Here is a 21,637-nt window from a genome sequence, read left to right as displayed (position 1 = left end):
AGCGATCCAACTTACCCACGGGTCACCTCAAGGGTTTCCCCGCACGGTTCAGCCGTGCGGGCGGTCGACCATCCGGAGGAGCTGGGTGCGGTTGGCGACACCGAAGCGGCGGTAGAGCCGGGTCAGCTGGGACTCCACGGCCTTGACCGAGAGGTAGAGGGCGGCGGCGATCTCGCGGTTGGTGGAGCCGTCGCGGACCATCGCGACGATCTGCTGCTCGTTGTCGGTGAGTTCGGACGGCTGGCGGCTGCGGCTCGGGACGTCGAGGCGGGCCAGTTCGGTCTCGGCGACCTCGCGCCACGCCGGGGCGCCGTACGCCTCGAACTGCTCGATCGCGTCCAGGAACGCCGTCCGTGCCACCGACCGCCGGCGGGCCTGCCGGGCCACCCTGCCGCGGGTGAGCTCACACCGGGCCAGGTCCAGCGGGTAGACGCGATCGCCCGCCGTAGCGATCGTCTCCTCGAGCAGATCCAGCGCCGCCGCCGGATCGCCCTGCTTCGCGATCAGCAACGCCTCCGCTCGCGCCAGCCCGACCCGGATCACCGCACGATCCAGCGTCTCGGCCCGCGCCCGGATGTCCGCGATCAGCGCCGCCGCATCGTCCAGCCGCCCCGCCGCGACCAGCGCCTCGGCGTAGTCCGCGTGCCACGGGATCACCGCCGGGTCGAACGGCATCGCCGCCTCACCTGAGTTCGCGATCGCGTCGAACGCCTCCACCGCCCGCTGCGGATCACCCGTCAGTACGCCGATCAGCCCGAGACTGGCCAGCGCCGGGCCGGTCCACTCGTCGTTGCCGACCAGGCGGACCCCCTCCAGCGCCGCCTCCGCGAGCTGCCGGCCCATCGCCGCCGTACCGCCGGCCCACTCCGCGCGGCTGGCGATGATCATGCCGACCTCGGCCTCTTCACCGATGTCCTGCATCAACTGGTAGCACTCGTGCCCGGCGGCGAGCGCATCCGCTCCACGCCCGCTGCGCTCGTAGATCGCGGTCGCCGAGATCAGCACCGACGCCAGCCACCGCATCGCACCGCCGTCGCGCACCTCGTCGACCAGCGAGCTGATCGCCGTGATCGCCTCGTCGGTCCGGCCGCAGAACAACTCCCGCATGGCCGCCATCTGCCGAGCGTTGACCACGGTCTTGGTGAGCGGCAGGTCGAGCGCGAGCTCGGCCGCCTGCTGCAGCAAGGCGTCCGCGGTCTGCTTCGCGTCCCGCGACATCAGCACCGAACTGGCCGCGCTCAACGCATCCACCAGCGCCTCGGTGTCGCCGCTCTCCCGCGCCAGGCCCTCCGCAACCCGTGCGTCTTCCTGCGCCTCGTCGAGCCGGCGATCGAAGTACTTGCTGTGGCTGCGCATGATCCGCACCCGCGCCTCGAGCCGCCGGTCCCCGACCGACGCCTCGAACGCCTCGGCCAGGATCTCGCTCCGGCGATCCGGGTCCGGCCACGCGGCATCGACCAGCAACAACAGCGCAGGCACCTTGGTCTCCGGCGCAGTGGCCGCCTGTACGGCGAGACGCGCCATCTCAGCGGACTCCGCGAGATGCCCCGCGGCTGCGGCGTCGTCAGCAGCCCGGGTCAAGCGCCGAGCACGCTCGTCCGGCAGGCTGGACGGCGTACGCTCGGCCGCCAGTCGCCACAGCGTCGCGGCGGCTCCGGGTGCACCCCGGCCGGCTGCGACAGCGGCGGCCTCTTCGATCGCACATGCGAGCTCCGGGTCGGCCTCCTGGGTGGCCAAGGCCCGGTGGGTCGCGTTCTCGACCGGTTCGTCGACCACTGCGGCCAGCTGCGCATGGGCCTGACGACGAGCTGCCGAGGTGGCTTCGGCGTACACGAACTCCCGCAGCAGCGGGTGCGCGAACCGGAGCCGCTCGGAGGACACGTCGATCAGCCCGAGCGACTCGGCCTCGGCCAGGTCAGTGTCGATCGGCCGTCCGAGCGACTGCGCCAGCTGGGCGGTGGTCGGCCGCGGCGACGAGGCTGCGTGCAGCAGGAGCTCGTGCGCGGAGGAAGTCAGGTCGGACAGCCGGTCGCCGAGCAACGTCTTGAGCCGGCTCGACACCGGGAGCGGATCGTTCGGCGAGACGCCTTGCGGGTGCCGCAACACCGCCCGGCCGAGCTCCAGCGCCATGAACGGGTTGCCGGCGCTGGCAGTGAAGATGCGGCGAGCCGTGCGTACGGGCAGCGGGCTGGAGAGCCGTTGACGCAGCAGACCGAGTACGTCCGGCTCGGCGAGCGGCGGGACCTCCAGCTGCAGCACCGGCTCCGGGCACGCCTCGGCCATGACCGGCAGGTCGCCGTCGGCCACCTGCTCCGTGGCCAGCATGTGCACGCCCTCGGACAGCCGGCGGGCGCAGAACGTCAGCACCTCCAGGCTGGACGGGTCCACCCACTGGATGTCGTCGACGACCAGCAGCACAGGCCCGTTCGCCGCGAGTCGACGCAGCACATGCAGTACGGCGAGGCGCACGGCCAGCTCGTCGCGGACCGTGTCGGGCGCACTGGCCTTCAGCAGCGCGACCTCGAGCGGCTGACGGAGGTGGTCGGGGAGCACCGTCCACGCGAGCTCGAGCTGGTTGGACAGCAGATCGAGGAGGGTGACATACGGGAGACCGGCTTCGCTCTGGGACGGGGCGGCGCTGAGGACGCGGCACCCGGCGCGGGTCCGGTCGGCGACCAGGGCGCGGCCCATGGCTGACTTGCCGATCCCGGTCGGGCCGTAGAGCAGCACGCTGCCGCTGGTCTCGAGCTGCTTCTTCGCACGCTCGACCAGTCCGGCGCGCCCGACCAGCTCGTCGTCAGTCATCGATCCCACATACTCCTCGAAGGATTACCCTCGTCGATTATCACAGTCAATGACCGGACGACACGGCGAGTGTCACATGAGGAAACCATCCCGTCACCATCCTGTCACCCGACGCTGCCCAGATCCGAGCAGTCAGGCGGCACGATGGTGCCGGGGCACGGATCGCCCACCCCGACGTTGTAGACAAAGGACACACCGGCTGGGTATCTGGTCCGGTACCCAGCCCGAGGTGGGTCCAGCCGACGATCAGCTGGATTCGAGGCGGAGTCAGGCGAGAAACGCGCGTAGCAAGGTGGCGGTGCCGGACAGGTGCTCCTGCATCGCCAGCCGGGCGGCCGGCGCGTCGCCGGCCAGGATGGCGTCGACGATCGCCTCGTGCTGTTCGTTGGAGTGCCGCAGATTGCGTTCCAGCAAGGGGATGGCGTCGAGCAACTCGTTCAGCCGCATCCTGACGTCCGCGGTCGCCGACGTCAGCGACGGCGACCCGGAGACCTCCGCGATCGCGAGATGCAGCCGCGAGTCGAACCGGCGGTAGTCGGACAACCTGGCGGCCGAGGTCTCCGCGAGACAACGCCGGAGATGCTCCTGCTCGGCGTCGCCCAACGCGCGGCACGCCGCCGCCTCCGCTGCCCCGGTCTCCAAGGCAGAGCGCAGTACGAGGGCGTCCTCCAGCCCGTCGCCCAGTTCGCGGGCGAGCCGTCTGGCCGGCGTACGACGGGGTTTCGGCAGCTGGGCGTTGACGAACGTGCCGCCGTACCGCCCGCGCCGGGATTCGACGTACCCGGCCTCGGTCAGCGCGTGGATCGCCTCCCGCAGGGTGACCCGGCTGACGTTCAGCCGGGCCGCCAGGTCGCGCTCGGACGGGAGCCGGTCGCCAGGGACGACGACGCCGAGCTTGATTGCCTGCAGCAACCTCTCGACCGTCTCCTCGAACGGGTTGCCCGTCCGGACCGGCCGGAACACCGCGTCGTCTGCCTGGGCGACCATGAGCACAGATTAGATCGGGGTGACGTAGGCGCCCGAGATTCCGCCGTCGACGAGGAACGTGTTGGCGGTGATGAACGACGAGTCGTCACTGGCCAGGAAGGCGACCGCGGCCGCGATCTCCTCCGGCTCACCGAACCGGCCCATCGGCACGTGCACCAGCCGCCGCTGCGCCCGCTCCGGATCCTTCGCGAACAACTCGGTCAGCAGCGGCGTGTTCACCGGACCCGGGCAGAGCGCGTTGACCCGGATCCCCTGCCGCGCGAACTCGACGCCGAGCTCGCGGCTCATCGCGAGTACGCCGCCCTTCGACGCGGAGTACGAGATCTGCGAGGTGGCCGCGCCCATCACGGCGACGAACGACGCGGTGTTGATGATCGAGCCGTGACCCTGCCGTTGCATGTAAGGGATCGCGGCCTTGCAGCACAGGTACACCGAGGTCAGGTTGACCTCCTGCACCTTCCGCCACGCCTCCAGTCCGGTGTCCAGGATCGACGCGTCCTCGGGCGGCGAGATGCCCGCGTTGTTGAAGGCGATGTCCACGCTGCCGTACGTGTCGTACGCCTGGCGGAAGAGGTTCTCGACCGCGGCCTGGTCGGTCACGTCGGTGGCCACGAACAGCCCGCCGGCCTCGTCCGCGGCGGCCTTCCCGGCGGCCGGATCGACGTCGCCGATCACGACCTTGGCCCCTTCGGCGGCAAGGCGTCGTACCGTGGCCAGGCCGATCCCGCTCGCACCGCCGGTGACCACCGCGACCCGGCCTTCCAGCCGGTGTGCCTGTGAGTCCATTCAGTCCTCCGTGCTGATGAAGATGTTCTTGGTCTCGGTGAACGCGTCCAGCGCGTCCGGGCCGAGCTCGCGGCCGAGCCCGGACTGCTTGTAGCCGCCGAACGGTGTGGAGTACCGCACCGACGAGTTCGAGTTGATCGACAGGTTGCCCGCCTCGACACCCCGGCCGACTCGCAACGCACGGCCGGTGTCGCGCGTCCAGATCGAGCCGGACAGGCCGTACTCCGAATCGTTCGCGATCCGCACCGCGTCCGCCTCGTCCTCGAACGGGATCACCGCCACCACCGGCCCGAAGATCTCCTCCCGCACCGCCCGACCACTCGCGGGCGCGAGAACGGTCGGCGGGAACCAGAACCCCGGACCTTGGGGCGCTGTGCCCTGAAAAGCCGGATTCTCGACGTACGACGCAACCCGGTCCAGTTGGGCCTTCGAGATCAACGGACCCATGTCGGTCGCCGGATCCGACGGGTCGCCCACCGTGAAGCTCTTCACCGCGGGCTCGAGCAACTCCAGGAACCGGTCGTACGCCGACCGCTCGACCAGGATCCGCGATCGCGCGCAGCAGTCCTGGCCGGCGTTGTCGAACACGCCATACGGCGCCTGGGCCGCGGCCTTGTCCAGATCCGCGTCCGCGAAGACGATGTTGGCCGACTTCCCGCCGAGCTCCAGCGTCACGCGCTTCACCTGGTCGGCGCAGCCGGCCATGATCCGCTTGCCGACCACGGTCGACCCGGTGAAGACCACCTTGCGAACGGCGGGATGCGTCACGAACCGTTGCCCGACCACCGTTCCCTTGCCCGGCACGACCTCGAACACACCTGGTGGCAGCCCGGCCTCGAGGGCCAAGTCGCCGAGCCTCAGCGCGGTCAGCGGCGTCAGCTCGGCCGGCTTCAGTACGACGGTGTTGCCGGCCGCCAGCGCGGGAGCGAGACCCCAGCCGGCGATCGGCATCGGAAAGTTCCACGGCACGATCACACCGACCACACCGAGCGGTTCCTGGAAGGTGATATCGATGCCGCCGGCAACAGGAATCTGCTTGCCGAACAGGCGTTCCGGGGCCGCCGAGTAATAGGTCAGCACGTCGCGGACGTTGCCGGCCTCCCAACGGGCGTTGCCGATGGTGTGACCCGCGTTCTCGACCTCCAGTGCGGCAAGGTTCTCCAGATCCGCGTCCACCGCGTCGGCGAAGCGGCGCAGCAACCGGCCGCGATCCGCCGGAGCGACGTTTCGCCAAGTGTGGAAGGCCTCCGCGGCCCTGGCGATCGCCGCGTCCGCCTCCCGCTCGGTGGCCAGGGCGATCGTGCGGACCACCTTCTCGGTGGCCGGGTTGATCACGTCGTACGTCATGAACGGCTCCTCGCGGCGGCGATCAGGGCGGCGAACAGCCGCAGGTCGTCGAGGTTCTCCTCCGGGTGCGACTGCACGCCGAGAACGAAGCTGTGCTCCGGCGCCTCGGCCGCTTCGACCGTTCCGTCGCCGGCGCGGGCCGTGACCGTGAGGCTCGGCGCCAATCCGTCGATGGCCTGGTGGTGGTAGCAGCGGACCCCGGTGCGCTCGCCCAGGATGCGGGCGGTGAGAGTGTCCGGCTCGACCTTGACCTCGGTGGTGCCGAACACCGCCGCATCCGGTCGATGCGCCTCGTGGGCGACGACGTCCGGGAGATGCTGATGCAGCGTCCCACCCAGCGTGACATTGAGCATCTGCAGGCCGCGGCAGATCGCCAGCAGCGGCAGATCCCGGTCGAGTGCGCCCTGGATCAGGACACGCTCGTGCTCGTCCCGGCCCGGCCTGGTGTCGACCGTTTCCGGATGCGGCGGGGCGCCGTACGAGGCAGGGTCGACGTCGCAGCCACCGGAGACGATCAGACCGTCGAGAACGTCGAGGACGCTCGGGTCGGTGCCGACCGGCGGCAACAGCAGCGGCACGCCTCCGGCCGCGACGACACCGTCGAGGTAGGCGCGTGGGAGGAGGGCGGCTTCGCGCTGCCAGATCCCCCAGGCGGCCGGCTCGAGGTACGTCGTGATGCCGATGCGAGGCCTAGAGTCGTTCGAAGCCACGGATGCGCTCCCAGTCGGTGACGGCGGCGTCGTACGCGTCGAGCTCGACGCGGGCCGCGTTGGCGTAGTGGTCGACCATCTCCTCGCCGAAGGCGTCGCGGGCGATCTTCGAGCCGGTGAACAGCGCGGCCGCCTCGCGCAACGTGGCCGGTACGTGCTGCTTGTCGGAGTCGTACGCGTTGCCCTCCAGCAGGGGCTCGAGTTCCAGTTCGTTCTCGATGCCGTGCAGGCCGGCGGCGACGATCGCCGCGACGGCCAGGTAAGGGTTCACGTCGCCGCCGGGGAGACGGTTCTCGACCCGGAGCGAGTCGCCGTGGCCGACCACGCGGAGCGAGCAGGTCCGGTTGTCCAGGCCCCAGGCGACCGCCGTCGGCGCGAAGCTGCCGCGGACGAACCGCTTGTAGGAGTTGATGTTCGGCGCGAGCAGGTAGGTGAACTCGGACAGGCAGGCGAGCTGGCCGGCGACGAACCGCTCCATCAGCTCGGAGAACCCGTGCTCGCGATCACCGGCCAGGACGGCGTCTCCCGCGGTGGACCGCAAGCTCAGGTGGATGTGGCACGAGTTGCCCTCGCGTTCGTCGTACTTCGCCATGAACGTGAGGCTCTTGCCGTGTTTCGCGGCGATCTCCTTCGCACCCGTCTTGTAGATCGAGTGGTTGTCGCAGGTGACGAGGGCCTCGTCGTACCGGAACGCGATCTCGTGCTGGCCGAGGTTGCATTCGCCCTTGGCGGACTCGACGTAGAGGCCGGCGCCGGTCATGCCGTTGCGGATGTCACGCAGGAGCGGCTCGACCCGCGAGGTGCCGAGGAGGGAGTAGTCGACGTTGTACTGGTTGCCCGGGACCAGGTCGTGGTAGCGCTTGTCCCAGGCCGACTCGAAGGTCTCGTCGAAGACCATGAACTCGAGCTCGGTGCCGACGTACGCCCCGAGACCCCTGGCGGCGAGGCGGTCGAGTTGCGCGCGGAGGACCTGGCGTGGTGACGCGACCACCGGGGTGCCGTCGAGCCATTGCGCGTCGCAGAGGACCATCGCGGTCGCTTCCAGCCACGGGACGATCCTCAGGGTGTTCAGATCGGGCGCCATCACCAGGTCGCCGTACCCACGCTCCCAGGACGCCATGGCGTACCCGTCGACGGTGTTCATGTCGACGTCGACCGCCAGCAGGTAGTTGCACCCCTCGGTCCCGTGGCTCAGCACCTCCTCGAGGAAGTACCGCGCGCCACAGCGCTTCCCCTGCAGCCGCCCCTGCATGTCCGTGATCGCCACCAGCACCGTGTCGATCCGCCCGGACCCGACCAGATCCCGCAACTCCTGCACCCGAATCCTGCCAGCAGCCACGTCCACTCCTCGGATCTATTGGTCTGCCCCCAGTCCATTGACTCAAGCCCAGCCGGTCCTGTCAATGCTGCTGCCTGGCTGCGGCGTGGTGGTGCCGTGACACTGCGGGGTCTGGGCAGGGACCGGGGTGGCGCGGAAAATCGGGGGATTCGGCCGCACCGCCCAAGCGGCCCGATTCTGGAGGACCGCTATGCGATCTTTCGTTACCCGCCCCCGCGCCCTGGCCGTCCTGCTGGCCGGTACGGCGCTCGCGTTCAGCCCACTCGGAGGCCAGGCGACCGCCCAACTGCCGGTCGACCAGGTCGGCAACCCGTGTCTCACCCCGGCCGACGGTCCCGCGGCCCGCGGTGGGTTCGGCGCCGACCACCGCGACCTGTCCGCGGCCGAGCAGCAGTCGATCGAGGCCAGGACGGCGCAGATCCTCAAGGCCAAGGCGGCCCGCGGTCTGACGCCCCAGGCCGGAACGCTCGCCGCGGCGAGCGTTCCGGTCTACATCCACGTGATGCGCAGCAGCACCGGCGCCGGCGACGTCACCGCGACCCAGATCAACCAGCAGATCGCCGAGCTGAACCAGGACTTCGCCGGTGGCGAGTCGTCCCAGGCCGCGAACACCGGCTTCACGTTCTACCTGGCCGGCACGGACCGGTTCAACAACAACACCTGGCACCGCGACGGCCAGAGCACGACATACCGGTCACAAACGCGCAAGGGTGGCAAGAACGCCCTGAACATCTGGCTGGTCGACTTCTCGTACCTCGGGATCGCGACGTTCCCGTGGGACTACGCGAGCAACCCGTCGATCGACGGCATCCGGGTGCAGTACACCTCGCTGCCCGGCGGCTCGGCGACGAACTTCAACCTCGGCAAGACCGCCTCGCACGAGGCGGGCCACTGGTTCGGGCTGTACCACACGTTCCAGGGCGGCTGCACGAGCACGAACGACTCGGTGTCCGACACGCCGGCCCAGAGCAGCCCCAGCAGCGGCTGCCCGACCGGCCGGGACTCCTGCTCACTGTCCGGACTGGACCCCATCCACAACTACATGGATTACTCCTACGACTCCTGCTACAACCAGTTCACTCCCGGCCAGAGCACCCGCATCAGCAACATGTGGACGGCCTACCGGGCGTGACGCAGGGACCCGAAGCCGTCTAGAGTGCCGCCGATGCGTTTGCTTCTGACGGCCTGCGCAACCACCGCACTGGTGGTCGCGGGACCTCTGACAGCGACCGCCGCCGGCCAGGGCCCACAAGGCCCGGTCGGCGGCGACCTGCTGACCGCGAAGCCGACGGTCGTCGCCGACGGGGCGGCACCGCCGGCTGTCCAGGCATCGGCGTACGTGGTGGCCGACATCGACACCGGCGACGTACTGGTCGCGAAGGCGCCGCACGCGAAGCTGCGGCCCGCCAGCACGCTCAAGACGCTCACCGCCCTGGTCCTGCTGCCGCGACTGAAGAAGACCGATCCGGTCGTCGGCACGGATGCCGACGCGGGCATCATCGGCAGCAAGGTCGGCGTCTACCCCGGACTCCGCTACACCGTCGACCTGCTCTTCCAGGGCATGTTCCTGGCCTCCGGGAACGACGCCGTGCACGCGCTCGCCGCCCACGACCAGGGCGGCATCCCGGCGACGATCCAGCGGATGAACCAGAAGGCCAAAGAGATCGGCGCGGACGACACCCACGTGACCGACCCGACCGGTCTGGACGCGGACGGACAGTTCTCCAGCGCCTACGACCTGGCCCTGTTCGCGCAGGCCGGCTTGGCCCGGCCGGACTTCGCCAAGTACGCGGCGACGAAGTACACGGCCTTCCCGAACGCCGGCAAGGGCGGCACGTACCAGGTCGCGAACCAGAACAAACTGCTGTTCAGCTACGACGGCGCTCTGGGCGTCAAGACCGGTTACACGACGCTGGCCCGCAACACGTTCATCGGCGCGGCGCGCCGCAACGGCCACACGCTGGTCGTGACGCTGATGAACGCACCGCACGGCGTGACCGAGGACGCGAGCAACCTGCTCACCTGGACCTTCAAGAACTACACCAAGCTCAACCCGGTCGGCACGCTGGTCAAACCCGCCGCTGCGGTGCCTCCGAAGGCCGAGACCGGCACCACCGAGGGCAAGATCACCACAGGGACCAGTACTGCGCACCCACCGCGCAGCCGGACCGTGCTCAACCCCGGCCAGGCGGTCCAGTCGCTCGCTTTCCGCGTCCCGGCCTGGGTGTACGCCGCCCCACCCGTTCTACTGCTCGGTCTGTTCCTCAGACGCCCCAAAGCACTCCGCAGACGCCGCCACTAGCGGCGAAGCGTCCGGGCCGCCTTGGCGAGCTGACTCACCAGAGTCATCGCGGTAATGCCCAGCACGGCCCCTGCGGCGACGGAGACGGTGTCCGCCTTGCGCTGAGGCACTGGCACCACCTTGTAGCGCTTCCCAGGCGGTCCGGGCAGGAGAGGCTCCTCCACGGACAGCTCCGGCGGCAGCGGCTCCTCCGCAATCCTGAGGCGGCCGTCCCCGGACACCTCCCTGGCACCGGCGTCGAGGGTCGCTTCCTTCGCCCAGGCCGCGACGACCATCAGGGCCCGGGTCATCAGGTAGATCCACACCAGCAGCGCCAGCGGCAACGCCAGAGCGCCGTACGCCGCGTTGGTGCCGAGGACATGGTTGACGTAGAGGCTGCCGAGCTTCTGGGCGAGGTAGTACAGGACGCCGCCGGCCAGCGCCGCGATCAGGGCGACCTTGCGCGGCAGGAGGATCCGCGGCAGCGCGGTCTGCAGGTAGAGGAACAGGACCGCACCGGCCCCGATGCCGACCACGATGCTGACCGCGTCGATGCCCCAGCTCGCCAGCCAGGTCTCCTCCAGGTCGGCGGCGTCCACGATCCGCGCGGACAGCCCGGTCAGGATCGAGGACGCGCCGGTGCTGATCAGTCCGATCAGGCCGAGCCCGACGAGCGCTCCGAGGTCCGCGAGCTTCAGCTTGACGAAGTTGCCGGGCTGGTCGTCCAGCTCGTGCATCGAGCGGATCGAGGCGCGCAGCGAGTCGATCCAGCCGAGCCCGGTGAACAGCAGGCCGACGGCGGAGATGAGGCCGATGGTGCCGGCGTGCGAGATCAGGGCGTCGACGTCGATCCGGTCGGCGATCCCGGGCAGGCTGTTCTCGAGGGTGTTCTTCAGCGCCTCGATCGCCTTCGGGCCGAGGAACGAGGAGACGATCGCCCCGGCCAGCACGATCAGCGGGAACAGCGACAGGAACGCGAAGAAACTCGTTGCCCCCGCCAACCGGTTGCCCCGGCGGTCGCCGTACCGCTGCCAGGCCCGCCAGACCTGCGTCCGGCTGAACCAGCGCCAGGCCCTCTTGATCCCCATGCTTCTCCTGTACCCCGGTAACGGAGTCTCAGCCTGCCAGGGGGAACGACCGTTGCGGGCGCCACACGCCGTCGGCACCGTGTTCGTACCGGCTGAAGGCGTCCACGTCGAAGGCACAGTCGTACTCCGCCAGGGCGTCGTACGCGCGGTCCAGCGCGTCCTTGTCCAGGTCGTGCGCGACCGTGACGTGCGGGTGGTACGGGAACCGCAGGTCCACCTGGAGCGGCCCGGACCGGACCTGCGACTGCAGCACCTCGCAGGACGAGATGCCCTCAGCCAGCGGGACGAACACGACCGGGGAGATCGGCCGGAACGTCGCCGTACCGCGGAGCCGGATCCGGAAGCTCGGGAACCGGGCCGCGACCTCGAGCAGATGGTCGTCGATCACGGCGAGATCGGCCCCTTCCACCTCGGTCGGCGGCAGCAGGGTCACATGGGTGGGGATCGACGCGGCCATCGGATCACCGAACTCGGCACGGAACTTCTGCAGCTCCGAGCCGTACGGCTCCGCGATCGGGATCGCGACACCGATCGTCGCCATCCTCGGCCCTACCGGCCCGACTCGCGGAGTGCCGGTCCGGGCACGAAGCCCAGCCGGTCGTACACCCGCTGCAGGGTCGGCTCGGTGACGGCGCGCGCCCGCTCCGCCCCGGCGGCCAGGATCGCGTCCAGCTGTGCCTTGTCGTCGAGATAGCCGAGCGTCTTCTCCCGGAACGGGGTGACGAACTCGACCACCACCTCGGCCAGGTCCTTCTTGAAGTCGCCGTACCCCCGGCCGGAGTACTCGTCCTCGAGCTCGCTGATCTTGCGGCCGGTGAGTGCGGAGTAGATGGTCAGCAGGTTGGCCACGCCGGCCTTGTTCTCCGGGTCGAAGACCACGTCCCGGCCGGAGTCGGTGACCGCGGAACGGATCTTCTTCGCGCTCACCTTCGGGTCGTCCAGGAGGTCGATGATGCCGGCCGCCGACGAGCTCGACTTGCTCATCTTCGCGCTCGGGTCCTGCAGGTCCGCGATCTTCGCGGTCTCCTTGACGATGTGCGGCTCGGGCAGCCGGAAGGTCTTGCCGAACCGGTGGTTGAACCGCTGCGCCAGGTCGCGGGTCAGCTCCAGGTGCTGGCGCTGGTCCTCGCCGACCGGGACCCGGTCGGCCTGGTAGATCAGGATGTCCGCGGCCTGCAGGATCGGGTACGTGAAGAGGCCGACGGTCGCCCGGTCGGCGCCGCCCTTGGCGGACTTGTCCTTGAACTGCGTCATCCGGCTGGCCTCACCGAATCCGGTGATGCAGCCCAGCACCCAGCTCAGCTGGGAGTGCTCGGGCACGTGCGACTGGACGAACAGGGTCGACCGCTCCGGGTCGATCCCGGCCGCGAGCAACTGGGCGACCGAGCGGCGGGTCCGCTCCCGCAGTTGCTTCGGGTCGTACTCCACCGTGATCGCGTGCAGGTCCACCACGCAGTAGAACGCGTCGTGGTCGTCCTGCAGGGCCACCCACTGCCGCAACGCCCCGAGGTAGTTGCCGAAATGGAAGGAGTCCGCCGTCGGCTGGATCCCGGACAGCACCCGAGGGCGACGCTGGGAACCGGCTGCGGAGGGGTCAGACGCAGCAACAGACATACCCACGATTCTGCCAGCGCCCCCAGTCCACCCGGCACCGGGGCGGGTCTGCCGACTCATAGACTCACGACTATGACTTCGCGCACAGTGGTCGTCCTGCCCGGCGGTCAGTTCGGTCCCGCCTCGCCCCTTCCCATGTACGCCGGCGACGCCGCCGAGCAGCGGGGAGCGGAGGTGATCCGCGTGTGGTGGGACGAGCCGGATCGGCCGTTGACACTGACCGACGACGAGCGCGGGCCGTGGGTCCTGCCGCAGGCGACGCGGGCGCTGGAAGGCACCGAGGGTGAGATCCTGCTGGTCGGGAAGTCACTCGGCAGTTATGCCTGCCCCCTCGCCGCCGAGCGTGCCCTTCCGGCGGTCTGGCTGACTCCGAACCTGGCCAGCCCCTGGGTGGTCGACGGGCTGCGCCGGTCCACCGCGCCGTTCCTGCTGGTCGGCGGTACGGCGGACAAGTTGTGGGATCCCGTTCTCGCTCGCGAACTCACGCCGTACCTGCTGGAGGTGCCGGACGCGGACCACGGGATGTACGTCCCGGGCCGGCTCGCCGCGTCGGCCGCTGTCCTTGGTCAGGTGGCAACGGCGGTCGAGGACTTCCTGGACGAGGTCGTCTGGCCCTGAGGCATCACCAGGACCAGCCGCGCGAGGCCAGCTCCCGCTCCTCGAGCCAGCGCTTCTCCTCACTGCGCTCCAGGTCTGCCTCCCCCGGTACGCCGGCCAGCCGGCAGGCCTCGTCGAGCAGATCGTCGTACGCCGCCTCGGCGGCCTTCAACCGGTGTGCTCGCGCATAGATCCGGGGCGTGGTCTCGATCCGCCTGATCTCGCCGGCCAGATGGCCGAGCCGGGTCTGCAACCACAAGGTGTCGAACGGGTCTGCCTCAACACACGGGCGACGGCGAAGACGTCCGATCAAACGATCGATCGGGGACTGCACCCACCGATGCAGGCGCGACGGCCTCGGGTGCGGCAGCACGGCGTCGAGCAGCGCACACAGAAAGAAGAACAAGAACAGAACAGCCAACCACTCCATCACCCTCACTCCCTCTTCGAGGCTACGGCGAGCCACCGACAAGGGCGAGAGCTTTTTTGGTAACTATGCGCTGGTCACAGGGCTGTCGGGCGGGCGCTCGTCGTACCCGAGGAGCACCCGCCCGGCTACTTGACGCCTCCGGCGGCGACGGAGACCTGCAGCTGACGCTGGAAGATGATGTAGACCACCAGAACCGGCGCCACAGTGATGACCACGGCCGCGAACAGGGCACCGAAGTCGACCGCGTAACCGGCTTGCGATGCGAACGAGGCCATGCCCTGTGAGAGCACGTAGTTCTTCGAGTCGGTGTTCAGGGCTACCGGGAGCAGGAACTGGTTCCACAACCCCAGGAAGTTGAAGATGGCGACCGACGCCATCCCCGGCCGCGCCATCGGCAACATCACCGAGAAGAACGACCGCCACTCACCTGCCCCGTCGATCTGCGCCGCCTCGTAGACCTCGCCCGGCAGCGCCTTGAAGAAGCTGTGCAGGAAGAAGACGGTGAACGGCAGCGCGAACGCGACGTAGGTGATGATCAACCCAGGCAGGGTGTTGAGCAGCGCGAGGTTCTTCAGCACGAAGAACAGCGGCACGATCGCCAGGAAGACCGGGAACGTCAGCCCGGCCAGCATGGAGTAGTAGATCAACCGGTTGCCTGGGAACGTGAATCTGGCCAGCACGTACGCGCACATCGCGCCGAGGATCATCACCAGCACCAGCGCGACACCGACGACGATCACCGTGTTCGCGAAGTAGCGACCGATGCCGGCCGTCGTCCAGGCGCTGGCGTAGTTGCCGAAGCGCAGCGTGCTCGGCAGCGACAGCGGGTTGCCCAGGATCTCCTGCGTCGACTTGAACGAGGACAGCAGTGTCCACAGCAGCGGCAGGATCACCAGCAGCGACCACAGGATCAGCGCGATGTGGGCGGTCGTGGCCACGCCCCTGCCCTCGCGGGACTGGTTCCCTGGTGCGCGGGATTCGCCGGCGAGTTCGGCCGGGTCGGCGGTAGTGGTTGTCATCGGCGTACCTTCCGCTCACGTCCGCCGGTCAGGGCGTTCACCAGGAAGACCAGGAGCGCGAACAGCATCGTCACCGCGGCCAGGACTACGCCCATCGCCGTCGAGTAACCGAACTGCCCCTTGGTGAAGGCTGTGGTGAAGAGTTGCTGGGGCATGACGAGGGTCGAGTTCTGCGGGCCGCCGCCGGGATTCAGCGCCTGCATGTAGACGAAGGCGTCGAGGGCGGCGATACCGAGATAGATGTACGCCGTCTGCACGTTGTCCCGGATCAGCGGAATCGTCAGGAACACCGCCGTACGGAACCGGCCGGCGCCGTCGATCCGGGCCGCCTCGAACACCTCGGGGTCGATGCCCCGGATGGCGGCGATGAACAGCACCATGTAGAAGCCGACGAAGCCCCAGATCATCACGAACATCGACGCCGGCATCGCGGTCCGCGCGTCACCGAGCCACGCGTAGTTCTCGAACTGCTCCAGCCCGATCTTCGACAGTACGGCGTCCAGGATGCCGGAGCCCGGCGTGAACACCTGCGCCCAGATCAGGCCGATCACGATCGCGGGGATCACGTACGGGAAGAACGACACGATCCGGTAGAAGCCGGAGTTGCGCAGTCCGCGGACGGTCCCGGTGCCCGAGCCTCCGATCGTCACCAGCGTGGCCAGGGTCAGCGCCAGCACGATCGTCACGATCGGCACGACGATCGCGAGCTCGACGTTGTTGCGTACGGCCTTCAGGAAGATGTCGTCGTGGAACAGCTTGACGTAGTTGTCGAAGCCGACGAAGTTCATCCCCGAGCTGAACCCCGACCAGTCGGTCAGCGAGTAGTAGAGCGCCTGCACGAACGGGGAGACCACGAAGATCACGAAGACCGCGAGCGGCAGACCGAGGAACACGACCATGAAGCTGATCCGGTCGAAGGTCAGCGGCCGGCGGCGCCGGGGAGCCGTCCCGCCGCGCCGCCGGGGGGCGGACCGCTTGGGCCCGCCCTCCGGCACGACATCTTGTGTCACGGTCACTTCGTGACCGGGATCTTCTTGACGGAGCTGTCGTTACGCACCTTGTCGGTGATCTGCTGCAGGCCCTTCGTCAGGCCCGCCGCGTCGAGCTGGCCGGACAGGAACGAGTTCCAGACCACCAGGTTGTCCGTGTTCATGCCGTACAGGCCGACGAACTGGTAGTCGAAGATGTTGGTGCCGGCGGCGTCCAGCATCGCGGTCTGCGACTGCAGCGCGGTCGAACCGAAACCGTCCGCGGGAACGAGTCCCTTGACGATCGTCGGCGCCAGCCGCGTCTTGGCGAAGTTGGTCGCCGCCTCCTTGGACAGCATGGCCCGCAGGAGCTCCTTGCCGCCCGCCACGTTCTTGCCCTTCGACGGGACGATGAACGGCTCGCCGGCCGCACTGCGCAGCGACTCGTACGGCAGCTTCGGGCTGTCGGTGAGCGTGGGCTCCGGGATGCCCTTCATGGCGAAGCCCGACTTGGTGGCCTTCTTCATCTCGTTCTCGATCCACGAGCCCGACGGGTAGAGAACGGCCTGCTGGTCGTTGCTCCACTTCGCCTGGGCCGCGGTGAACTGGGTGCCGGCGCCGCCGGGGACGAAGTAGCCGTTCTTGACCATGGTCTCCATGGCCTTGAAGACGCCCTGGAGCTGCGGCATCGACCAGCAGTTCTCCTTGAGGTTCTCCAGCGCCAGCCGGACCTCGTCGCCACCCTCCTTGATCGCGGAGTCGACGGCCAGGGTGTGGTAGTAGGTCGCGGCTTCCTTGCCCCAGACGAACAGGTACTTGCCCTTCGCCTTGGCCTTGGCGCCGAGGTCGAGCAGCGCGTCGTAGGTCTTCGGCGGCTCCCAGCCGTTCTCCTTGAACAGGCTGTCGGAGTACCACAGGCCGTAGAGGGTCAGCACGTAGTTCATGGCGACGAACTTGCCGTCGAAGGTACCGGGGAGCTTGGCGCCGGGGTACAGGGTGTCGGCGATCTTCGTGCCCTCGTAGTTGTTGGCCTCGAAGACGTCGTCCAGCGTCGCCAGCTGGTCCAGGATCGTGTTGAAGCCGATCTGGTTCGCGCCGGAGTTGTCGATCAGGTCCGGCGGGTTGCCACCGACGAAGCGCGGCTGCAGCTGCTGGGCGATCTGGGTGGACGGAGCAACCTTGAACGTCGAGCCCGCGAACTTCTGCTCCGCGATCTTGGCCGCGAACGACACGTAGTCGTAGCCATAGCCGCCGTTGAAGATCACCGAGTCGACGGTCGCCTTGTCCGCCATGCCGAACGGGTTGTCCGCGGTCTTGTCGGCGCCCTCACTGCCGGAACCGCTGTCGTCGCTGCCGCTGGCGGCACAGGCGGCCAGCAGCGTGCTGCCGCCGGTCGCCAGCAAGGTGCCGACCGCTGCGCGCTGCAGGAACAGCCGCCGCGACAGGTTGTTGGGAGTGGTCATTGGTCCCGCCTTCCAAGGAGTGTTTCACGCAGTACGCCGGATGCGACCGGCGTACCTTGCTTCAAGGGCGTGGTTGTGTTCGTCGCCGCCCGGGATGTTCGCGGACAGGTACACCGGTGGAGTCTCACCGGCGTCGGTGAGCCTACGGAGCACCTCGGCCACCAGCATCTGCGCAAGGAGGGCGGCTGTGATGGACGACACGGCGCAGACCTTGCCCCCACCGCCGGGAAGATCGAGCACGGAGTCGCCGAACGGCGCGTGGTTGTCGAGCACCACGTCCGCGAAGTCGATCAGTTTCTTGCCGGACGGATGGCGCGAGTCCATCCCGCCGGTGTGTTGCAGCGAGGTGATCGCGATCAGCGGGTGGCCCTTCTCCTTCACCACGGTGGCGAACTCGACGATCGAGCCGTTCACCCCGGAGTTGGAGGCGATCACGAACAGGTCGTCGGGGTGCGGCTCGGCCAGGTCGTAGAGCCGGCGCGCGATCGACGGATCGCGCTCCAGTTCGCCACCGCGCAGTACCTGGATCGATTCGCCGCCGAGCAGCACCAGATCGCGCAGGGCGATCCGGTTGGTCGCGATCAGGCCGCCGGCGCGGCCGGCGATCTCCATCGCGAGCGCCTCGGAGTGGCCGGACCCGAAGGCCTGGATCACCCCGTCGGCGCGCAAAGCCTTGGTCATCAGGTCCGCGGCCTGCTGGATCGGACCGTCGATCTGCTCGGTGACCGCGGTCATGATCGGCGTCAGCGCGTGAACATAGTCCTGCGCGCTCACTCCGCCGGTCTCCACCGGGTTACTGCTGGCCATCAGCGGCCCCACCCCTCCACTAATGTGTTCGCTGCGACACTCCGGATGCCGACAAGTGCGCAAGTTTGCGGTTTGCTGGACAGAACTTTTCTCAACTGACAGCTAAAGTCAAGGCTCATCTCACTCTTCTTCCCAGATCGGGACCGTTGCGTGACCTTGTTCTCTTGTGCTTACTAAAGGGCTCTTTTGAGCAGTTTGGAGCATTGCGTATGTCGGTCGAACGCCCGCTGTCAGAACCTGCGGACTCAGTGGTCTTGATGCCAGCCTCGGCACTGGTCCTGGGCGGCGACCTCGGCGGCACCTCCACCCGCATCGTGATCGCCGACCATGAAGGCAACGTAGTGGGAAGAGGGGCCGCGGCCGGCGGGAATCCGACCAGCCACCCCGCAAGCGCGGCGGCCAACTTCGGCCAGGCGCTTCACGCGGCGCTGACCGGCCTGGATCCGACCGCGGTCAAGGCCGCGGTGGTCGGCGCCGCGGGTGGATCGGCGCTGGGACGCCCGGATGTGAAGGCCCAGTTCGACGCCGCCTGGTCCGGCGTGGGGCTCGTCGTGGAGCCGGACTTCATCGGCGACCTGGAGGTCGCCTTCGCCTCCGGTACGGCCGAGCCTGACGGCACCGTGCTGATCGTCGGCACCGGCAGCAACGCCGGTCTGGTCCGCGATCACCAACTGGTCCGCACCGCGGGCGGCCACGGCTGGCTGCTGGGCGATGAGGGGTCCGGATTCTGGCTGGGCCGGGAGGCTGTGCGCAGTGTGTTGCTCGCTCTCGATCTCGGCGAGCCGATCGGCCTCCTCGGCGAGGCCGTCGTCCAGGCGATCCTGCCGGACCGCGAGGAGCCGACGATCGCCTTGCGTGAGGGGTACGACGTACTGCGTGACGATTTGATCAGGACGGTGAACAGCCGGCCCCCCGTCCTGCTCGCTGAGTTGGCGCGGACCGTGGTGACGGCGTACGAACAGAATGACGAGACCGCACGGGCGCTGGTGAAACGCGCAGCCGAATTGCTCATTGAAACAGTGAGCCGGCTCACGACAACGTCGGACAAAGGCCCGATGGTGCTCGCGGGAAGTGTCGCGGGTGAATCCTCACCGGTCGGCAAATTGATCCGGGAGAACATCCATCGGCAGTTCTCCGGCGAGGTCCTGACCGCTCGGGACGGGGTCGGCGGCGCCACCTGGCTGGCCCTCGGCGCCCTCGACCCCGCCCTCGCGACCCGGGAGAACCACACCCGGCTGGTCAGTTAGTCGAAAACGGAGGCCGGGCGGACCTCGACCGCGTAGAACTCGGCCTCCGGGATGGTCGCGGCGATCTCCTCGGCGCGTTCGGGGGTGTCCACGTCGACGAGGAAGACGCCGGCGAGCTGTTCCTTGGCCTCGGAGTAGGGGCCGTCGGTGGTGGCGCGGACGCCCTTGCGGACCCGGACCACCTTCGTGCTGGCCGGCGGCTCGAGCGGCACGGCGTTGATCAGTTCGCCGGACTTGTCCAACTCGTTGAGGAGGTTCTCGAGTTGCGCGGCCAGGGCGTCGCGGGCCTTCTTCGGCAGCGCCCGGCCTTCCTCGGTGTGCAGGAAGGACGGGTGCGCCCAGGTGATCGGGTTGCTGTGAATCAGCAGCAGGTACTTCATGACGGTTCCTTTCGGAGTCTGGATGGATCTTCGCAGCAGAGGTCGGAGGCGGTCCGGAGGACTCGACATTTCGCCTCCGGGCAGAGTTCGCCGCCCGAAATGTCGAGTCCTCCCGCGGCCCTCCGACGTACCGCTCGCCAAGCCACTACCGACCTAAGGTGAGCGACATGTACGAGATGAACTTCCGGCTCGCGGACGGGCGCACGCTGCACGTGTACGACAGCGCGCCCGGCGACGATGCGCGGCTGGCGGTGTTCTGGCACCACGGCACGCCGAATCTGGGCGCCCCGCCGGCGCCACTGGCCGAGGCGGGCGAGTGGCTCGGGATCCGGTGGATCTCGTTCGACCGGCCCGGGTACGGCGGTTCGACCGCGGCGCCGGGCCGGACGATGGCGTCGGTGACCGCCGACCTGACCGCGGTCGCGGACTCCCTCGGCATCGGCACCTTCGCACTGATGGGGTACTCGGGCGGAGGTTCGTACGCCCTCGGTGCCGCCGCGATCCTCGGCGATCGGGTCGAGGCAGTCACGACGTTCGCCGCCATCGCGCCGTACGACGCCGACGGACTCGACTGGTACGACGGGATGATCCCGTCGGGACTGGCGTCACTCCAGGCCGCCGCGGCCGGCCGGGAGGCGAAGGTGCGGCACGAGGCCTCGGGGGTCGAGTACGACCCGGAGTTCACCGCCACGGACCTGGCGATGTTCGAGGGTCCGTGGGGCTGGCTGGGTTCGGTCGCCGGCGACAAGTCGATGCCCGACGGTCCCGACGGACTGATCGACGACGACTGTTCTTATGTAGTGCCCTGGGGCTGCGACCCGACCACCATCACCGCGCCCACTCTGCTCTTCCACGGTCAGACCGACGGCATCATCCCCAGCTCGCACGGCGCCTGGCTGGCCGGGCACATCCGCCCGGCCGCCCTTCGCCTCCTCCCCGGCGACGGTCACATCTCCGTCCTGGCCCAGGCCGAGACCGGCCTCGAGTGGATCCGCGACCAGACCGGCTGACCGCCGTACCGACGAACGGGTAGTAGTCGACCCCAATTCAGCGCAGCCGGTCGACCTCCGCCGGGCGTCGTGCTGCGCCGCCGACCACTACCCGTTCGTCGGTACGTCACAACATTCCAAGCAATGGCTTGACATCGCATTCGGCCTGACGCATATTCCAAGCATGTCTTTGGAGAATGAGCCGCGGCGGATGCGGCTGCTCGACGATCCGCTCGCGATCCGGGCGATGGCACACCCGGTGCGGCTGGATCTGCAGGGGTTGCTGGGGCGGGAGGGGCCGATGACCGCGGCCGACGCGGCGCGCCGGCTCGGGATCAGCCAGGCACTCGCCTCACACCACCTGCGGCAGCTGGCGAAGTACGACTTCGTCGAGCCCGCTCCCGGCAAGGACAACCGGGAGCGGCCTTGGCGGCTGGTGTCGACGTCGCAGTCGTGGCGCGAGGCCGCCCAGACCCCGGAAGGCGCCGCGGCGGCCGACATACTCGAGCAACTGCTGGCCGAGCGGGCGCTGGAGTCACTCAGCAAGTGGCAGCAGCAGCGGCCGGCCGAGGACCCGATCTGGCGCGACCACTCCGGCATCGGGCAGAGCGGTGTCTACCTGACCGGCGAGGAGCTGGCCGAGCTCGTCGAGCAGATCAACGCTCTCGTGCAGCGGTACATCGACGAGCGGCCGATCGACGACAAGTCCACCCGTCCGGCCGAGAGCCGGCACGTCTCCATCACCCAGATCGTCACGATCACACCGGACGAGGAGTAGCG

The 21,637-nt window shown here is 68.8% G+C and carries 21 protein-coding genes; 6 read left to right on the top strand and 15 right to left on the bottom strand.

Translation table 11 applies throughout. From position 1 onward, the window contains the following. Positions 1-48 precede the first annotated feature (48 nt). The 6 genes from ACGFH6_RS35410 to ACGFH6_RS35385 all read right to left on the bottom strand — a co-directional run bounded on the left by ACGFH6_RS35410 (position 49) and on the right by ACGFH6_RS35385 (position 7,974). On the bottom strand, positions 49-2,805 hold the full coding sequence (locus tag ACGFH6_RS35410) for an AAA family ATPase (protein WP_393392986.1): 2,757 nt from the start codon (positions 2,803-2,805) through the stop codon (positions 49-51). A 267-nt stretch (positions 2,806-3,072) separates the two neighbouring features. Then, positions 3,073-3,792: a FadR/GntR family transcriptional regulator gene (locus ACGFH6_RS35405; RefSeq protein WP_393392983.1), complete on the bottom strand. Its 720-nt coding sequence runs from the start codon at positions 3,790-3,792 to the stop codon at positions 3,073-3,075. Positions 3,793-3,801: 9 nt separating this feature from the next. Beyond that, positions 3,802-4,578, bottom strand: coding sequence for a 3-oxoacyl-ACP reductase (locus tag ACGFH6_RS35400; protein ID WP_393392980.1), 777 nt, complete (start codon positions 4,576-4,578; stop codon positions 3,802-3,804). After that, positions 4,579-5,925: an aldehyde dehydrogenase family protein gene (locus tag ACGFH6_RS35395; protein ID WP_393392977.1), complete on the bottom strand. Its 1,347-nt coding sequence runs from the start codon at positions 5,923-5,925 to the stop codon at positions 4,579-4,581. Further along, on the bottom strand, positions 5,922-6,635 hold the full coding sequence (locus ACGFH6_RS35390; RefSeq protein WP_393392974.1) for a gamma-glutamyl-gamma-aminobutyrate hydrolase family protein: 714 nt from the start codon (positions 6,633-6,635) through the stop codon (positions 5,922-5,924). The genes ACGFH6_RS35395 and ACGFH6_RS35390 overlap by 4 nt, the downstream gene beginning before the upstream one ends. Then, complete coding sequence (locus ACGFH6_RS35385) at positions 6,616-7,974, bottom strand: glutamine synthetase family protein (RefSeq protein WP_393392971.1); 1,359 nt, start codon at positions 7,972-7,974, stop codon at positions 6,616-6,618. Before ACGFH6_RS35385 ends, ACGFH6_RS35390 begins: the two co-directional genes overlap by 20 nt. 190 nt (positions 7,975-8,164) lie before the next feature. On the opposite strand from ACGFH6_RS35385, the gene ACGFH6_RS35380 reads away from it, so the two are divergent. Both ACGFH6_RS35380 and ACGFH6_RS35375 read left to right on the top strand, forming a co-directional pair. Continuing rightward, positions 8,165-9,106, top strand: coding sequence for a zinc metalloprotease (locus tag ACGFH6_RS35380; protein ID WP_393392967.1), 942 nt, complete (start codon positions 8,165-8,167; stop codon positions 9,104-9,106). A 33-nt stretch (positions 9,107-9,139) separates the two neighbouring features. Beyond that, positions 9,140-10,276, top strand: coding sequence for a D-alanyl-D-alanine carboxypeptidase family protein (locus tag ACGFH6_RS35375; RefSeq protein WP_393392964.1), 1,137 nt, complete (start codon positions 9,140-9,142; stop codon positions 10,274-10,276). Here the strand turns inward: ACGFH6_RS35375 and ACGFH6_RS35370 are convergent. From ACGFH6_RS35370 to trpS, 3 genes are read right to left on the bottom strand one after another with little or no spacing between them, the layout of a single operon-like run. Continuing rightward, positions 10,273-11,343, bottom strand: a complete 1,071-nt coding sequence (locus ACGFH6_RS35370; RefSeq protein ID WP_393392961.1) for a YihY/virulence factor BrkB family protein — start codon at positions 11,341-11,343, stop codon at positions 10,273-10,275. The genes ACGFH6_RS35375 and ACGFH6_RS35370 overlap by 4 nt on opposite strands. A 28-nt stretch (positions 11,344-11,371) precedes the next feature. Next, positions 11,372-11,884, bottom strand: coding sequence for a 2'-5' RNA ligase family protein (locus ACGFH6_RS35365; protein ID WP_393392958.1), 513 nt, complete (start codon positions 11,882-11,884; stop codon positions 11,372-11,374). 8 nt (positions 11,885-11,892) lie between these two features. Further along, entirely contained in the window at positions 11,893-12,957 is a 1,065-nt protein-coding gene (trpS, locus tag ACGFH6_RS35360; protein WP_393392955.1) for a tryptophan--tRNA ligase, read from the bottom strand. 72 nt (positions 12,958-13,029) lie between these two features. Here trpS and ACGFH6_RS35355 point away from each other — a divergent pair, with 72 nt between their 5' ends. Then, positions 13,030-13,575, top strand: a complete 546-nt coding sequence (locus tag ACGFH6_RS35355) for an alpha/beta hydrolase (protein ID WP_393392952.1) — start codon at positions 13,030-13,032, stop codon at positions 13,573-13,575. 4 nt (positions 13,576-13,579) lie between these two features. Here ACGFH6_RS35355 and ACGFH6_RS35350 read toward each other — a convergent pair whose 3' ends face one another. The 5 genes from ACGFH6_RS35350 to ACGFH6_RS35330 form a co-directional block, all read right to left on the bottom strand. Next, positions 13,580-13,984 carry a hypothetical protein gene (locus ACGFH6_RS35350; RefSeq protein WP_393392950.1) on the bottom strand — a complete coding sequence of 135 codons (405 nt, stop codon included), beginning with the start codon at positions 13,982-13,984 and terminating at the stop codon, positions 13,580-13,582. Positions 13,985-14,109: 125 nt separating this feature from the next. After that, positions 14,110-15,003: a carbohydrate ABC transporter permease gene (locus ACGFH6_RS35345; RefSeq protein ID WP_393392947.1), complete on the bottom strand. Its 894-nt coding sequence runs from the start codon at positions 15,001-15,003 to the stop codon at positions 14,110-14,112. Beyond that, complete coding sequence (locus tag ACGFH6_RS35340; protein ID WP_393392944.1) at positions 15,000-16,013, bottom strand: carbohydrate ABC transporter permease; 1,014 nt, start codon at positions 16,011-16,013, stop codon at positions 15,000-15,002. The genes ACGFH6_RS35345 and ACGFH6_RS35340 overlap by 4 nt, the downstream gene beginning before the upstream one ends. Positions 16,014-16,015: 2 nt before the next feature. Further along, complete coding sequence (gene ngcE / locus ACGFH6_RS35335) at positions 16,016-17,434, bottom strand: N-acetylglucosamine/diacetylchitobiose ABC transporter substrate-binding protein (RefSeq protein ID WP_393392942.1); 1,419 nt, start codon at positions 17,432-17,434, stop codon at positions 16,016-16,018. A gap of 24 nt (positions 17,435-17,458) precedes the next feature. Further along, a complete protein-coding gene (locus ACGFH6_RS35330) occupies positions 17,459-18,241 on the bottom strand; it encodes a sugar isomerase domain-containing protein (RefSeq protein ID WP_393392939.1) in 783 nt (260 codons plus the stop codon). A 257-nt stretch (positions 18,242-18,498) separates the two neighbouring features. On the opposite strand from ACGFH6_RS35330, the gene ACGFH6_RS35325 reads away from it, so the two are divergent. Further along, the gene (locus ACGFH6_RS35325) at positions 18,499-19,488 is read left to right on the top strand and encodes an N-acetylglucosamine kinase (protein ID WP_393392936.1); all 990 of its coding nucleotides are present in this window, start codon (positions 18,499-18,501) and stop codon (positions 19,486-19,488) included. On the opposite strand, the gene ACGFH6_RS35320 is transcribed toward ACGFH6_RS35325, so the two are convergent. Further along, positions 19,485-19,868, bottom strand: coding sequence for a YciI family protein (locus tag ACGFH6_RS35320; RefSeq protein WP_360451445.1), 384 nt, complete (start codon positions 19,866-19,868; stop codon positions 19,485-19,487). The two genes, ACGFH6_RS35325 and ACGFH6_RS35320, sit on opposite strands and share 4 nt — an antisense overlap. A 167-nt stretch (positions 19,869-20,035) precedes the next feature. Between ACGFH6_RS35320 and ACGFH6_RS35315 the strand changes: the two genes are divergently transcribed. Beyond that, entirely contained in the window at positions 20,036-20,878 is an 843-nt protein-coding gene (locus ACGFH6_RS35315; protein WP_393392931.1) for an alpha/beta fold hydrolase, read from the top strand. 163 nt (positions 20,879-21,041) lie between these two features. Then, complete coding sequence (locus ACGFH6_RS35310) at positions 21,042-21,635, top strand: helix-turn-helix domain-containing protein (protein ID WP_393392928.1); 594 nt, start codon at positions 21,042-21,044, stop codon at positions 21,633-21,635. Positions 21,636-21,637 lie beyond the last annotated feature (2 nt).

Source organism: Kribbella sp. NPDC049227 (assembly GCF_043197265.1).
Taxonomy (GTDB): Bacteria; Actinomycetota; Actinomycetes; order Propionibacteriales; family Kribbellaceae; genus Kribbella.
This window is presented reverse-complemented; position numbering and strand designations above follow the sequence as displayed.

Excerpts from the sequence above, each read along its gene's own strand:
- ACGFH6_RS35410 (WP_393392986.1), bottom strand. The coding sequence starts at position 2,805 with ATGACTGACGACGAGCTGGTCGGGCGCGCCGGACTGGTCGAGCGTGCG.
- ACGFH6_RS35405 (WP_393392983.1), bottom strand. The coding sequence starts at position 3,792 with ATGGTCGCCCAGGCAGACGACGCGGTGTTCCGGCCGGTCCGGACGGGC.
- ACGFH6_RS35400 (WP_393392980.1), bottom strand. The coding sequence starts at position 4,578 with ATGGACTCACAGGCACACCGGCTGGAAGGCCGGGTCGCGGTGGTCACC.
- ACGFH6_RS35395 (WP_393392977.1), bottom strand. The coding sequence starts at position 5,925 with ATGACGTACGACGTGATCAACCCGGCCACCGAGAAGGTGGTCCGCACG.
- ACGFH6_RS35380 (WP_393392967.1), top strand. The coding sequence starts at position 8,165 with ATGCGATCTTTCGTTACCCGCCCCCGCGCCCTGGCCGTCCTGCTGGCC.
- ACGFH6_RS35375 (WP_393392964.1), top strand. The coding sequence starts at position 9,140 with ATGCGTTTGCTTCTGACGGCCTGCGCAACCACCGCACTGGTGGTCGCG.
- ACGFH6_RS35370 (WP_393392961.1), bottom strand. The coding sequence starts at position 11,343 with ATGGGGATCAAGAGGGCCTGGCGCTGGTTCAGCCGGACGCAGGTCTGG.
- ACGFH6_RS35365 (WP_393392958.1), bottom strand. The coding sequence starts at position 11,884 with ATGGCGACGATCGGTGTCGCGATCCCGATCGCGGAGCCGTACGGCTCG.
- trpS (WP_393392955.1), bottom strand. The coding sequence starts at position 12,957 with ATGTCTGTTGCTGCGTCTGACCCCTCCGCAGCCGGTTCCCAGCGTCGC.
- ACGFH6_RS35355 (WP_393392952.1), top strand. The coding sequence starts at position 13,030 with ATGACTTCGCGCACAGTGGTCGTCCTGCCCGGCGGTCAGTTCGGTCCC.
- ACGFH6_RS35350 (WP_393392950.1), bottom strand. The coding sequence starts at position 13,984 with ATGGAGTGGTTGGCTGTTCTGTTCTTGTTCTTCTTTCTGTGTGCGCTG.
- ACGFH6_RS35345 (WP_393392947.1), bottom strand. The coding sequence starts at position 15,003 with ATGACAACCACTACCGCCGACCCGGCCGAACTCGCCGGCGAATCCCGC.
- ngcE (WP_393392942.1), bottom strand. The coding sequence starts at position 17,434 with ATGACCACTCCCAACAACCTGTCGCGGCGGCTGTTCCTGCAGCGCGCA.
- ACGFH6_RS35330 (WP_393392939.1), bottom strand. The coding sequence starts at position 18,241 with ATGGCCAGCAGTAACCCGGTGGAGACCGGCGGAGTGAGCGCGCAGGAC.
- ACGFH6_RS35325 (WP_393392936.1), top strand. The coding sequence starts at position 18,499 with ATGCCAGCCTCGGCACTGGTCCTGGGCGGCGACCTCGGCGGCACCTCC.
- ACGFH6_RS35320 (WP_360451445.1), bottom strand. The coding sequence starts at position 19,868 with ATGAAGTACCTGCTGCTGATTCACAGCAACCCGATCACCTGGGCGCAC.
- ACGFH6_RS35315 (WP_393392931.1), top strand. The coding sequence starts at position 20,036 with ATGTACGAGATGAACTTCCGGCTCGCGGACGGGCGCACGCTGCACGTG.
- ACGFH6_RS35310 (WP_393392928.1), top strand. The coding sequence starts at position 21,042 with ATGTCTTTGGAGAATGAGCCGCGGCGGATGCGGCTGCTCGACGATCCG.